Annotated in this window: 10 protein-coding genes; 5 read left to right on the top strand and 5 right to left on the bottom strand. The window is 45.9% G+C overall.

All coding sequences use genetic code 11. The annotated features are described in order from the left end of the window. Positions 1-691 (bottom strand): phage integrase SAM-like domain and Arm DNA-binding domain-containing protein (locus F7D73_RS04660; protein ID WP_194256850.1); only part of this gene is annotated, 691 nt, incomplete at its 3' end. A gap of 444 nt (positions 692-1,135) precedes the next feature. Between F7D73_RS04660 and F7D73_RS04665 the strand changes: the two genes are divergently transcribed. Beyond that, a complete protein-coding gene (locus F7D73_RS04665) occupies positions 1,136-2,290 on the top strand; it encodes an N-acetyltransferase (RefSeq protein ID WP_153122555.1) in 1,155 nt (384 codons plus the stop codon). Positions 2,291-2,378: 88 nt separating this feature from the next. On the opposite strand, the gene F7D73_RS04670 is transcribed toward F7D73_RS04665, so the two are convergent. Genes F7D73_RS04670 through F7D73_RS04685 form a run of 4 tightly spaced genes read right to left on the bottom strand, consistent with a single transcriptional unit; the run spans position 2,379 to position 4,968 of the window. Further along, the gene (locus tag F7D73_RS04670; RefSeq protein ID WP_218416538.1) at positions 2,379-3,227 is read right to left on the bottom strand and encodes a phosphatase PAP2 family protein; all 849 of its coding nucleotides are present in this window, start codon (positions 3,225-3,227) and stop codon (positions 2,379-2,381) included. A 6-nt stretch (positions 3,228-3,233) separates the two neighbouring features. Beyond that, on the bottom strand, positions 3,234-3,938 hold the full coding sequence (locus F7D73_RS04675) for a CDP-alcohol phosphatidyltransferase family protein (protein WP_153122559.1): 705 nt from the start codon (positions 3,936-3,938) through the stop codon (positions 3,234-3,236). Positions 3,939-3,982: 44 nt separating this feature from the next. Further along, a complete protein-coding gene (locus tag F7D73_RS04680) occupies positions 3,983-4,444 on the bottom strand; it encodes a GtrA family protein (RefSeq protein ID WP_153122561.1) in 462 nt (153 codons plus the stop codon). Continuing rightward, positions 4,432-4,968: a phosphatidylglycerophosphatase A family protein gene (locus F7D73_RS04685; protein ID WP_153122563.1), complete on the bottom strand. Its 537-nt coding sequence runs from the start codon at positions 4,966-4,968 to the stop codon at positions 4,432-4,434. Before F7D73_RS04685 ends, F7D73_RS04680 begins: the two co-directional genes overlap by 13 nt. Before the next feature lie 218 nt (positions 4,969-5,186). Between F7D73_RS04685 and F7D73_RS04690 the strand changes: the two genes are divergently transcribed. From F7D73_RS04690 to F7D73_RS04705, 4 genes are all read left to right on the top strand, one after another. After that, positions 5,187-7,748, top strand: coding sequence for a DUF5686 family protein (locus tag F7D73_RS04690; RefSeq protein WP_437182291.1), 2,562 nt, complete (start codon positions 5,187-5,189; stop codon positions 7,746-7,748). 81 nt (positions 7,749-7,829) lie between these two features. Then, positions 7,830-8,468, top strand: coding sequence for a response regulator transcription factor (locus tag F7D73_RS04695; protein ID WP_153122565.1), 639 nt, complete (start codon positions 7,830-7,832; stop codon positions 8,466-8,468). 270 nt (positions 8,469-8,738) lie between these two features. Continuing rightward, positions 8,739-9,755, top strand: coding sequence for a LacI family DNA-binding transcriptional regulator (locus F7D73_RS04700; protein ID WP_153122567.1), 1,017 nt, complete (start codon positions 8,739-8,741; stop codon positions 9,753-9,755). A 145-nt stretch (positions 9,756-9,900) separates the two neighbouring features. Beyond that, positions 9,901-14,103 (top strand): hybrid sensor histidine kinase/response regulator transcription factor, encoded by a 4,203-nt coding sequence (locus F7D73_RS04705; RefSeq protein ID WP_194256851.1) that lies wholly within the window; start codon positions 9,901-9,903, stop codon positions 14,101-14,103. Positions 14,104-14,120: the final 17 nt, after the last annotated feature.

Consider the following 14,120-nt stretch of genomic DNA (forward strand, 5'->3'; position numbering starts at 1 on the left):
TGGCGGTAAGCTCGTCCAAGGTCAAGAACTCACGTTCCTTGTGGTCTGGGTCAACATGGTACATGGCAAAAGGGTTTCTCGGTATCTTGCCATTGTAGTGTGCTGCTGTGACAATATGTTTCAGAGGTATGGAGTAAATCCAGATGGAGGACTGCGCAAGTCCGACAATATTCTTTAAGTACAAGCAATAGTCACGGATGAACTCCTCGGTAAGCTCATTCATGGACATATCGCTGCGCTTGTACTGATACTTGATGAACTCGGCAACGTACTTTCTCACCACAAGATACTTGTTGTACGTGTTCTTGGCTCTGTCCTTGCCTACACGCTTGGCAAACGCAGCGTTCTCCTTGTCAAAAGCTCTAAGCAAAGTCTCGTACTCCGTACCTATGCCTTGGTATGCGTTTCTCACCATTTCTGCGGTAACGAACGCCTCACGGTCGGAAAGTCGTTGGTAATGCTTGGCGATTTGAGCTTTGATGTTGTCAAGCGCAAAATTCACTTCCTTGGCTTCCTTGCTTTTGCCGATGGCTCTGTTGCCCTTGGCATCCCAGATAGCCTTGGTCACGCTCTGCTTGCAACTGAACTGTGCGATAGTTCCGTTGATTGTCACTCGTCCCATAATAGGGACAATTCCGTTTCTCTCCTTGCTTCCATTTACATAGAAGACTGTCTTGAAAGTGCATCTCATAATTCTTACTTTTTTGTTCGGTGCAAAATTAAACTATGAGAGTTGCATGGCAAAACCAAAACTTACGCAGAATGGGGAAATATGAACCACCACCGTTAAAAAATGCTTATTAGGGCGTTTCTGCGAGGTAATGATTTGAAAGCGTTTCTATTTCATCAATCTGCGTTTTTTGCATTTCCTCGTCTATGCCACTAAAAGCAAACGGCTGCCACAACCACTTGAAACTCAAAACAAAAGCATCATTCTGCTATTTTTTGCTTTTTTAGGCGTTATTTTTTTCTAAAAATGCACTAAAAACTTGCCTCTGTCAAAAATATGTAGTACTTTTGCAGACGTTTTGTAGTTCTCTATCTTCTTGTAATACAAGATGTACGGACTGAATAGCTATATAAAACGGACTAATTATACTGATCAGAATTTGATTATAATCGAGTAAAAACTGTAATGAGCAATATAAGAATAATACCAGTAACAACCCGAAAGGGATTGCGTGCCTTCGTAAACTTCTATTATGAACTGTATAAGGGCAATAAATTTGCTGTTCCCTTCTTGCGCTTTGATGAAATGAATACGTTGAGTAAGCGCAAGAATCCTGCCTTCGAATTCTGCGAGGCGCAGTATTTTCTGGCTGTAGATGGTGAGGCGCGTATCGTGGGTCGTGTTGCTGCCATCATCAATCGCCGTGCCAATGAACAATGGAATAAGAAGCAGGTGAGATTCGGATGGTTTGATTTTGTGGATGATTTAGAAGTATCGCAGGCTTTATTAAATGCTGTTGAGGCTTGGGGACGCACAAAGGGAATGACTGAGTGCGTAGGACCGCTTGGCTTTACGGATATGGACCGTGAAGGATTGCTCATCGAGGGATTCCATCATAAATCTACCATGTATATCAATTATAATTATCCTTATTATAAGAACCACATGGAAGCCATGTCGTTCTATGAGAAGGATAATGACTGGCTGGAATATCGCATCAAGGTGCCTGAGGAAACCCCGGCCAAGTTTGTCAGAACTGCAGAGATGATAGAGAAAAGATACAATCTGCATGTGCATAAGTTTACTTTCCGAGAGTTGGTTAAGAGTGGTATGGGACGAGAGGTGTTTCATATTGTAAACGAAACTTATAAAGACCTTTATGATTTTCAGCAACTCACGGACAGTCAGATAGATAAGTATGTAAATGATTATATCAAGAAGGCAGATCTGAATCTGGTTACGGGTGTCGTAGATGGTAATGATGGCAACAGATTGATAGGTTTTGGCGTATCTTTCCCTTCCTTTACCGATGCTTTGCAGAAGATAGGGAATGGTAAACTGTTGCCTTGGGGATGGTTGAAAATTCTGAAAGTACTGAAGTTTCATGCCACAGATACGGTAGATTTACTCCTGATAGGTGTATTGCCTGAGTATCGTGCCAAGGGAGCCAATGCCTTGATCTTTGCCGATCTTATCGAGCAATATCACCGTTATGGATTTAAATGGGCTGAGGCTATGCCACAGATGGAAAGCAACAAAGGTGTACAGAGCCAATGGCAATATCTGGAAAGCGAACAGCATCGTCGTCGCAGATGTTACCGTAAGGTGATGGTTAGATAAGATAAAACTGTATGGAAAATGCGATTTTAAGATAAAAAAGCGCCTGGCTTAGATAATTGATTCTGAGTCAGGCGCTTTGTTTTATTTCCTAATACCGTATGTTCTTTCTTTCTCCCAGAAAGCCCTTCAAGCCTCCCAGTTCCATCAGAATTACACCAATAAGGGTGGTGAGGATGCCCAAGATGACATCGATGATGTAATGATGGCCGGAATAAACGGCTGTCCACCAGATTCCTAAGCAGATGAAAGTGAATAGGACTATCGTGTACCAACGCTTATGGCTCATTACGGCATAGATGGTAGTGAGGAACATGTAGGCTGCGTGCAAACTGGGAACGGCAGCAAATACATTGGCATTCTTGCCGTACAGTCCATGAAAGATGGAAAGTCCCGTCATTTCATCAAATCTTCCTAAACCTGCCACATTACCCGGGGTGTGGAGAACCGGCTCGAAACCGTAGTTCATCGCATACCAAGGTGGAGCTGCCGGATAAATATAATAGCCGATAAAGCCAATGATGTTGACCAGAAGAAAAGCCCATGAGAATCGTCTGAACCAGGAATACTGCTTCTTGATGTAGAGATAAATGGCGAAGGCGATAGGTACCGGTACCCAGCACAGGTAGAAGATGCCCGCCATGAAATCGGCTACTCCGCAGTTGTGAACCTTGAAGTATTCACCCGGTATCATGAGGCTAGTATGGTCGGCTACAGCCTGCAGTTCGGCAGCTGTAGTGGCTGCTATTCCAAAGAGATATTTCTCTGCTTCATACAGATGAACTACATCGATGGAGTTTACCTTATAGTTCGGGTAGAGGCGCATCGAATCGTAGATGATTCCGAAGAGGAACCAAGGCAGGAAGTAGATGGCAAAGTTGCGGGTCTTCTTCCAAGCCATCAGCACGACCAATAGAATGATTAAATATATGCTAAACACTTTCTCTTATTTTTTTTTCATTACTCGATAGCAATGTGCGATGCGCCAGAATGCTGTGATGTTGGCAAAAATGGCGATGAGAATCATGCCGCTCGCCAACCACCATAAATCTCCGGTAATGCCAGTAACGATTGCAGATACGGCAGTAACTACTACTCGCTCCGGGCGTTGCATGAATCCTACCTTGCACTCGATGTCTAGACCCTCTGCACGGGCACGAACGTAGCTTACCATCACGGAACCCGTCATGGCAGCAAAGGTCATTACGCCCATCCAGAACCATTCGCCCTTGTCGGTAAGGAGGAAGACCAGACAGATGCCGAAGAGACTGACCAGCTCGCTGTAACGGTCGAGCGTAGAATCCCAAAGTGCACCAAAGAGGCTGCTCTTGCCGCTCATACGGGCCAGTCTTCCATCCATCATATCGAAGAGACCAGAGGCAAGAATGATAAATCCACCCCATCCGATGAGAGTCATACAGTCGGCATAAGTATAGTCGCTAGTGCCGGCAGTCATCAGGGTAGGGTCGCTGTTGACTCCGCCCATTCCCAGAATCCACGCTGCGTCAATAAAGAAGCAGGTAGCAAAAATATTGCCGATAAAACCTACCAGCGTCACGATGTTTGGCGTGATTCCAATCTTTATCATCGCCTTGATGAGCGGATTGATCATCACGTAGATTACTTTTTGTAAGAAATCTCTGTAATTCATTTGTTTATTGTCATTTGTAATTTCCTAATATTCTTTTTTCCTTCTTATTGGAGGTCTTCAGGATTCCTTCCTTCAGGAACCTCTTCTTCGTCCTTTTTCTTAAACACGAATTTCCTCTGTCCGGGATAATTCACCAGCACAGCTACAAGAAATGAAACCACACATTTTGGAATCATGTAGTGGATATTGACGTGTTCATGCAGGTTGATGGCTTCTGTCAAGGCGATGGTACCGCCCGAATTGAGTGTCCAGCTCAAGGCCCAGATGATGAAATATCGCCATGCCACGCTCTTCTTCTTGCGCTTGGAGTCGCCGAATACGTAGCGGTAGTTGAGGGTGCAGTTGGTGATTCCGCCACTCATGACGCCCAGGGCATTGGCTAGTCCGTAGTATATTCCGATGATGTCGGAGAGGAAGAAAGCCAGTCCGAAGTCTACTATCGAGGCTATTGATGCTGTCAGCTCAGCCTTTCCGAAGGTTACCAGTTCCTGCTTTATCTTACCCATAAAAATATGATTTTGGCAATCAGCATGACGACGGCTGCATAGAATCCACCCAGCAGGTCGTCTGCCATGACATAGAAGGCTCCCTCTTTGCGGTCTAGCCACTTGATGCCAAGCGGCTTCACCATGTCGAAGAAGCGGAAGAGAACCAAGGCAACCAAAGCCCACCACCAGGCATCCTTGGGTGTTCCTGTGGCAGTAAATGGCGTAATTAGGGACAGCGGAATCCATACGCCAGCCATCTCGTCGATTACTACTCGGCTTGGGTCTTCTCCCCAGTAAGGCTGTAGTCGGGCTGTAGCCCAGGTTCCTAACAGGGTAGAGAGGATGACCAGGAAAAAGGTGATGCTTTGCAACGTTTCTCCGTTGAAGCCACCGAGGTAAGCCATCAATGCCCAAATAAGGGTGGCCAAGACTGAGCCTGCCGTACCTGGTCCCCAAGGCCAGAAGCCGCTTCCGAAGCCCGTTCCGATGATGACGGGCAGCAGAGGAGGGCGCTCATTGGTTAGATTTCCTTTATTGTTCATTTTTGCCTAATTTCTATTCGTTTTGCTTGATTGTTTGTAATTCGGTTGCAAAATTACGCTAAAAAACTAAAATATCCAAATAGTTTTCGATTATTTTCAGAATAATATGTATATCTTTGCATCCGAATTCGGAAAAAAGCCACAAATGAAGCCCAAAAGAGCTTAAATATGGCTTATTATATAAATAAGGTATTATTAGAAAGAGGTTAATGAAGGATATGAATTTTAAAAGATCATTCTTGTTGTTTTTTACATTGATGGTCTGTGCGCTCGAGATGGCTGCACAGCAGAAAATCAGCGGTCGCGTCATCGACGAGGATGGCTTTGCCGTGCCTTATGCTAGCGTGCAATATAAGGGACACAAGATTGCCGTTTCAAGTGATGGAGAGGGTAAGTTTACCATCGAGAAGCATCCCGAATGGGTGCTTACCGTGAGTGCCCTCAGCTATAAGTCACAGACTGTGAAGATTAGCGAAAAGCTCAATTTTCTGGAAGTGAAATTGAAAGATGATAGCCGCCGACTCAACGAGGTGGTGGTGAAATCGAAGAAAGGTAAGTACAAAAGAAAGGAAAATCCTGCCGTAGAGCTGATGCGACGTGTGATTGCTGCCAAGAAGAAGAGCAATCTGTCCAATCATGATTATTATCAGTTTGATAAATATCAGAAGTTAACCTTGGCGCTCAACGATTTGACCAAGGAACAGTTGGAGGGCAAGTTCTTCAGCAAGCGTCAGTATCTGTTGGACCAGGTGGAGAAATCGCCTTATAATGATAAGCTGACCTTGCCTGTGCAGGTCAACGAGACGGTTTCGCAGCATATCTACCGCAAGGATCCAAAGAGCGAGAAAGATATTATCAAGGGTCAGCAGAGTAATGGTATCGGTCAGGTGATTCAGACGGGTGAAATCATCAATACTGTTCTCAAGGATGTATTTACCGATGTCGATATCTACGATGATTATGTGCGCCTCCTGCAATATCCGTTCCCTTCTCCTATCGGTAGGACAGCCATTTCCTTCTACCATTATTATATAGAGGATACGGTTTATGTAGAGCGTGATCTCTGCTATCATCTGCAGTTTATTCCTGCCAACAGTCAGGACTTCGGATTCCGTGGAGAGCTCTATGTGCTTGCTGACAGCACCCTGCATGTAAAGAAATGTAATCTTTATATGCCTCACAATAGTGATGTAAACTGGGTGAAGGATATGAAGATAGAGCAGGAATTTACGAAGCTCGATAATGGCGAGTGGGTTTTGACCAAGGACGATATGGTGGCAGAAATGCACATCAATAATCTGTTGCAGGACCTGCTGGTGGTAAGAAATACGCGACTCTCCGACTATGCCTTTGATGAACTGCCGAAGCAGCTGTTCAAGGGCAAGGCGAAGATAAGGCACGATATGGACGCCATGAACCGTGATGAGGCTTACTGGAATAAATACCGACAGGTAGGCCTTACGAAGAGCGAATCGTCGATGGATAGTTTTATTCATCGTATGGAGAATTCCAAGGGCTTCAAATACATTATCCTGGGTGTGCGAGCCCTGATGGAGAACTATGTTGAGGTGGCTCATGCCAAGAAGACCGAGGAGAATAAGGAAAACAGAAGTTATTTCGACTTGGGACCTATCAATACGTTCCTTTCCAACAACTTCGTGGATGGAATCCGATTGCGTCTGGCTGGTCGTACGATGGCTGCGCTCAATCCTCATTTCTTCTGGAATGGTTACGGAGCCTATGGTCTGAAGAGTCATGAATGGTATTATGGTCATGTGCTGACCTATTCTTTCAACAAGAAGAAAAACAGTCCGTTCGAGTTCCCTATGCGCAACCTGACTTTCGAGGTGGGACATGATATTACTTCTCCATCTGATGACAACCTGTTGCACAACAAGGACAATTTCTTCATGACCCTTCGTGCCACGACTCAGGATCAGATGTATCTCTACCAGCGCCAGAAGCTGGGCTTTGTCTACGAGACCGATTGGGGCTTCCGCTTCGATACGAATATACGTTGGCAGAGCAACCGTACTGTGGGCAACCTGCATTATTATAAGGTGAACACGGGCGAAGAAGTAAAGAAAATCCGTACCACGGAGGTTTCGGCAGGACTCAATTACAATCCTGGTGTTACCTATGTGAATACCAAACAGCAGCGCTTGCCTATCAATCTGGATAGTCCTGAACTCAGCTTGCGCCATACGACGGGTCTCGATGGCTTTATGGGTGGACAGTATAAGAGCAACATCACCAGCCTGGGCATTTACAAGCGCCAATGGTTGGGAAGCTTCGGCTACATCGATTTCAATATCGTGGGTAAGATGCAATGGAACAAGGTGCCATTCAGCATGCTTATCCAGCCACCGGTCAACCTCTCTATCTTTGAACAGGAGGCCACTATCAGTATGATGAAAGACTGGGAGTTCCTGAGCGACCGTCAGGTATTCTGGTCTGTAGCCTGGGATATGAACGGCAAGCTGCTCAATCGTATTCCGCTCATCAAGAAGCTCAAGTGGCGTGAATATATTGCAGCCAAGGGAGTCTGGGGACAACTTACGGATAAGAACAATCCGCTGAAGAATCCGAACGATGATGTTCTCTTCAAGTTCCCAAACAACTCTTACACCTTTGGTGATACTCCATATTGGGAATTGGTGGCTGGCGTGCACAACATCTTCAAGTTCTTCGGAATTGATTATGTGCGCCGTATCAATTACCTGAATCATCCTAATGTAGACAAATGGGGCATCCGCATGGGATTCCTCATGACGTTCTAATCAATTTCTGATGGTCTGGAAGCGGACCATCAGAAATCATATTTGTCATAAACAACATAAAATAAGATAGGAGATAGAATCATGAAAATTTTGCTAGCAGACAGACAGGACATCACGCGAGCAGGACTCAGCTACGTGATAGAGAAAATGGAAGGGCTGGAAAGCAAGTATGTGGAAGACAAGGCTGAGCTGATGCTTGCGCTCAAAGAGAACGAAGATACGGTCGTGATACTCGACTATACGAACTTCGACATCAACGATGCAGCAGAGCTGCTCATCCTGAACCAGCGTTTTCCTTATACCCGATGGCTCTTGTTTAGTGAAGACTTGAGTACCGACTTCGTGAAGGTACTCGTGGCTAGCAGTAGTATGTTCAGTATTCTCCTGAAGGAGAGCCCGCTGATGGAAATCAAGGAGGCTATCCGTTTCTGTGCAGCCAGCAACCGTTTCATCTGCCAGCGCATGATGGAAGTATTGCTCGCTCCTAAGAAAGAAACAGAAGAAAAGGTAAATCTTACCAAAACTGAGACTGAGATTCTGAAAGATATTGCATTAGGAATGACTACGAAGGAAATAGCCGAAAAGCGTTTCTCCAGTTTCCATACCGTGAACACCCATCGTAAGAATATCTTCCGAAAGCTGTGCGTCAATAATGTTCATGAGGCTACAAAATATGCTTTAAGAGCGGGCTTGGTAGATTCTGCAGAATATTATATTTAACTTCTGAACTTGCGAAACTTGAATACGATATTTGAGGATATGGTAAAAAATAAGGTTTCAGATTGTCTCCCGACAGTCTGAAACCTTTTGTTTCTAACTAACTTATTATCAACTATTCATTACTTACTGGCTGCAAAATTACAAGTTTTTATAGAAAAAAAAGTATTTTCTCTAGAAAAAACACACGTAAACGTTTGCAAATTCGAATAAAAACTGTATCTTTGCACGTAAAAGTGCAATAATGCATCTTCTAATCTAACTTATTAGTAAATGAAGCAACGTAGAACATCACTTAAAGATCTCGCAGACAAGTTGGGAGTGAGCATCGCTACCGTGTCTCGAGCTTTACGAAATAGCCATGAGGTGGGAGAGGAAATGACTCAGAAAGTCAAGACCTTGGCAAAGGAACTCAACTATCGGCCTAACCCATTTGCACAGAGTCTTCGGAAGGAAGCTCCAAGGGTGATAGGCGTCATCGTTCCTAATCTGGTTACCCACTATTATGCTGCCGTGCTGGATGGCATAGAAGATTATGCCTCAAAGTGTGGCTATTCGGTTATTAGTGCCAATAGTCATGAGAACCATGAGCGCGAAGCGAAGGCTCTTGACAATTTTCTCGATATGCATGTAGAAGGTATTATTGCTTGCCTCGCACAAGATACTACCGACTATTCTCATTTCGAGCAGCTCCACAAGATGGGAGTTCCTTTGGTGTTTTTTGCCCGTTGCTGCCTGGAAGAAAAGTTCTCTCAGGTTGTGGGTAATGGTGATGTGGCGGCTCAGGAGGCTACTCAGCACATGATTGAGACCGGCTCCCGCCGTATTGCTTTCATTGGCGGTCCTAACCATCTCGATATGGTTCGCCGTCGCAAGCATGGCTATCTGGAAGCGCTCAGGGAGAACCGTATTCCTATCGACCGCGATCTGGTAGTCTGTGACAAGATAGATTTCGATGTAGCCCGTAATGCTACACTTCGACTTCTGGAGAGTGAGAATCGCCCGGATGCTATTCTTGCCTTCAACGATATCATAACCTATGCTGCCTTTGATGCCATCAAGGCTAAGGGCTTGCGCATTCCTGAAGATGTTGCCATTATCGGCTTCACGGATGGAGATACGGCAGCCTTCGTTACTCCACGCCTTTCTGCCATCATGGATAAGGCGCACGAACAGGGTACCAAGGCTTGCGAATTGCTCATGCGTAGCATCAATGGGGATGAGCAAATCTACAAGGAAGTTGTGCCGATGATTCTGAAAATCAGAGAAAGCTCTGAGAAGCAGGGTTAAAGGAACTTTTCCCTAGAACTGAAAGACCACTTTGAAGACTGATGAACCTCGATGGAAAGCGATGATAAAGATAAAAACGACAAACTATAAATATAAACCTTGAATGAGCATGTTTAAAAACTTGAATTTGCTGAGGCAGGCCCTCATGGTTCTAGGATTTGTGCTGCTTCTGCAGCCTCTCCAGATGAGAGCGGCTTTACAAAACATCGAGTTCTCCAGTTTGAATAACCGTGACGGACTCAGTAATAGCCAGGTGAATGCTATCTTGAAAGATAAGACAGGTTACGTCTGGTTTGGTACTCAGTCGGGACTCAATCGATTTGATGGATTCCGAATGAAGACCTTCTTGTATAGTGCCACAAACCAGACTTCATTGGCCAACAATTACGTAGATGAATTGCAGGAGGACAATGAAGGAAAAATCTGGGTGCATACTCCTGTGGGTTATTGTGTCTATGACCCAACTACCGAGCAGTTTGACCGCAAGCCGGAAGTTTGGTTGAAGACCATCAACATAGAGGGTGCACCACAGAGACTATTGGTGGATTCGCAGAAGAATATGTGGATTCAGGTGTGGGGAAAGGGTCTTTATTATTATAATGTAAAGAACGAAACCACATACCTGTTCAAATATGCGAAGAAGCCTAAGAGCGGTTGTATCCTGGATGGCGACTTTAGCAACCTGAAGGATGTAGACGGCAAGCTGCTGGTTACTTATGGCGATGGAAAGCTGTGCCTGCTGGATGGCGACAAACAGAGCGTGCTCTGGTATAATACCTTCCTAAAAGACCATCGTCTTTGTGGAGATAATGGCGCTTACAGTTTTGTAGAGAACAATCATACTTTCTGGGTTTCTACAACAACAGAATCTTATGTCTTCAATTCTCTTAACAGACAATGGCTTACAGTCCGTTCTTATCTTGCACAGAGAGGAATTCTTGTTCCTGTAAAAGACCGCATCGTCATGCGCGACCTTCAGGTAGACCCAAATGGTGCCTTGTGGGTTGCTACCGATCATCATGGACTTTTCTATATTGATTTCAAGTCAAAGACTTGTCACCAGTATGTGCATAGTAATGCCCGGGGAAGTATTGTAGACAATTCTTTACAGAAGGTTTATATTGACAATTTCGGAGCCGTATGGGTGGGCAGCTATAAGAATGGTGTGGCTTATTATTCACCATCTTCCAGCAAGTTCAATACCATTCCGCTCGGTGATGTCTGTACCATTACGCAGGATTTGGCAGGAAATCTGTGGTGTGGAACCAACGATATGGGAATCGTGGGTTATAATCCTGTAACCGGACAGACCTGGCATTTCGGTCAGGCTCAGACCGGTCTTGGCTCGGATGTCGTGGTGAGTAGCGTGACCATGAAGGATGGAACCATGTATTTCGGAACCTTCAACGGCGGCTTTACCCAGTTCAAGAATGGCAGGTGGAAGGCTTTCAATATTTCCAATAGCGGATTGGCTAATAATAGCGTCTGGTGCTTCCAGGAAGACCCTCAGCATCGTCTGCTTATCGGTACTTTGGGAAGTGGTGTGCAGATTTTTGATCCTGTCACAGAGAAATTCTCTACCTTCAATATTGCCAATTCGGGAATAACGAGCAATTTCATCAATTCCATCTTCCTGCTCAATAATCATGAGGCTCTGATAGGTCATTCCCAGTATATTTCTGTCTTTGATCTTCATAGTAGGAAGATGACTAACATCAATAGTACCAAGGACGGAACTCCTTTCGAGAGTCCTTCTGTCAATTATGCGATGAAGGATAGCCGTGGCATCTTGTGGATGGCTTCGCCTGGAGGTATTTCGATGTATGACAGCAGCAACGGACAGTATGAATCCATCAACGAACTGAATGGAACCACAGGAGCTGTGGGCTGTGCGGTTGTTGAGGACAAGCAGCATAATATCTGGCTGGTTTCCGAGTTTATCGTCACCCGTGTAACCTTGACCAAGGATGCTCAGGGCAAGTGGAATCTTACCATGATCAGTTTCAATTCGCTGGATGGATTGCAGAGCCGACAGTTTAATATCCGTTCTGCCTATCTGATGCGAAACGGAGCGATTGCCATGGGCGGTCAGGACGGTATCAACATCATCCGACCTAGAACCATTCGCACCAGCAGGCAGCAGGCTCATGTGCTCTTCAGCGGATTGGTTCTCTTTGACCATCCTCTTACTGCGGGCGAAAAGTTCGAGGGCAGAGTGCCACTCAAATTATCGCTCGACAGCAATCCGGAACTTGACTTGAGTTATAAGGACAAGGCGTTTACCATCCAGCTGGCTTCTGACCAGGTGTCGCTTCCGGCACGTTGCCGCTTCCTTTATCGCATGAAGGGATTGAACGATAAGTGGATGATGACTCCTGACGGAAGATCGGAAGTTACATTTACCAATCTCCTCTCGGGCAATTATGTGCTCGAAGTGAAGGTGGTGAATGGAGACGGAACCGTGAGCGAAGAGGTGAGCCGGCTGAAGGTTCACATCCATCCGCCGTTCTATCTCTCTACCTGGGCCATCATTCTTTATCTGCTCCTCGTTGTGGCTGTCCTCTGGTACTATCGCCGCCGCATGATAGAGAAGCAGAGAGTGAAGTATGAAATCCAGATCAGGGAAGACAGCATCAAGAAGACCCGTGAGATGAACGAGTTGAAGCTCAACTTCTTTACCAATGTGAGCCACGAGCTTCGAACTCCGCTCACCCTGATTATCTCGCCTCTTGTTACCATGATTCGGGATGAGGGCGACCCGGAGAAGCGCAGAAAGCTCGAACTGATTCATCGTAATGCAACCCGATTGCTGAATCTGGTCAACCAGATTCTGGATTTCCGCAAGTTCGACCAGAACAAGGAGAAGCTGTCTCTTGCCCGTATGGACATCGTGAGCTTCGTGGACAATATCTGCAATTCGTTCAGAATCCTGGCTAATAATAAGGTGAATCTGTCTTTCGAGTCGTATACTTCCAAGCTGATCATGACCTTTGATGCAGACAAGGTGGGCAAGATTGTCAATAATCTCTTGAGTAACGCCTACAAGTTCACCCCAGACGGAGGTTCTATTACGGTTAGACTTTCCGTTGCCTTGGGTGTAGAGGTGAAAGACCATACTCACGACATGTTGCGCATTAGCGTAGCCGATAACGGCAAGGGAATCAGCGATGAGGAGAAGAAGCACGTCTTCGAGCGTTTCTATCAGGTGAACGGCACGGAAATGCAGCCTGCCGGTGGAAGCGGAATCGGACTCAACCTGGTGAAGAAGTTTACAGAACTTCACGGAGGTCAGGTAGAAGTAAGAGACAACGATGGCGGCGGTTCAGTCTTTATCGTAGACTTGCCGATGGATGATGGCGGAGCTGCCAAGACCAACGCCCATCTGGAATCCATGCGTGTGGCTCCAGTCATCGCTACCGTTCATAAGGCAGAAGATACGATAGAAGAAACGGTAGAGGAGGGAGGCTCTTCTGATGCGCTCTATGGCGTTCATCGTTCTTCGCAAACCGCCAAGCCTACCCGCAAGAACTATGTAGCTAAGGTACTTCTGGTAGATGATAGCGATGACTTCCGCGAGTTTATGTGTGATGTGCTTACCGACTATCAGGTCATCGAGGCCGTGAACGGTCAGGATGCCTGGCAGAAGATTATCGAGGTTCGCCCGGACGTCATCCTCTCCGACGTGATGATGCCTGTGATGGACGGAATCGAACTCTGCCGCATGGTGAAGAGCAACGAGGAGACGGCTTCCATTCCGTTTGTGATGCTGACAGCACGTCTGGCTACCGACCATCAGGTAGAGGGATTGGAGAGTGGAGCAGACGATTACATCATCAAGCCGTTCAATATCGATATGCTCAATCTGCGCATCCGCAATCTCTTGGGTTGGGCACGCCGTTCTGCGCGTCGTTCTATCCTCGACAAGGATAAGGAAGGCAAGAAGGACCCAAACCAGCCTAAGGAGAGAGTGATTCCAAAGGGCGAGCTGGGCGACTTTGAAATGACAGCCAGCGACCGCAAGTTCCTGGCAGATGTGGATAAATACATCAAGGACATGATGAGCGATCCGGATACTTCGGTAGAGTCGATGAGTGCTCATCTTTGCATGTCGCGCGTCCAGCTCTACAAGCGTATGGTTTCGCTCACGGGTACCACTCCTTCAGAGTATCTGCGTGCCAAGCGCATCAAGCGGGCTGAAGAGCTGATTCATAACGACGAGCTGAACATCAGCGAAATCGCTTATACGGTAGGTTTCAACAATCCTCGCTATTTCACCAAATACTTCCAGGAGGCTTATGGACTGACGCCTTCCCAGTATAAGAAAAAACTGAATGGCGAGAGTATCTAATCATAGGAATCTCTTGA

The organism is Segatella copri (assembly GCF_009494395.1).
In the GTDB taxonomy this organism is placed as follows: Bacteria; Bacteroidota; Bacteroidia; order Bacteroidales; family Bacteroidaceae; genus Prevotella.

Bases quoted from the DNA above. Each gene is read 5' to 3' on its own strand.
- F7D73_RS04695 (WP_153122565.1), top strand. From the start codon at position 7,830: ATGAAAATTTTGCTAGCAGACAGACAGGACATCACGCGAGCAGGACTC.
- F7D73_RS04680 (WP_153122561.1), bottom strand. From the start codon at position 4,444: ATGGGTAAGATAAAGCAGGAACTGGTAACCTTCGGAAAGGCTGAGCTG.
- F7D73_RS04665 (WP_153122555.1), top strand. From the start codon at position 1,136: ATGAGCAATATAAGAATAATACCAGTAACAACCCGAAAGGGATTGCGT.
- F7D73_RS04675 (WP_153122559.1), bottom strand. From the start codon at position 3,938: ATGAATTACAGAGATTTCTTACAAAAAGTAATCTACGTGATGATCAAT.
- F7D73_RS04685 (WP_153122563.1), bottom strand. From the start codon at position 4,968: ATGAACAATAAAGGAAATCTAACCAATGAGCGCCCTCCTCTGCTGCCC.
- F7D73_RS04705 (WP_194256851.1), top strand. From the start codon at position 9,901: ATGGTTCTAGGATTTGTGCTGCTTCTGCAGCCTCTCCAGATGAGAGCG.
- F7D73_RS04690 (WP_437182291.1), top strand. From the start codon at position 5,187: ATGAATTTTAAAAGATCATTCTTGTTGTTTTTTACATTGATGGTCTGT.
- F7D73_RS04700 (WP_153122567.1), top strand. From the start codon at position 8,739: ATGAAGCAACGTAGAACATCACTTAAAGATCTCGCAGACAAGTTGGGA.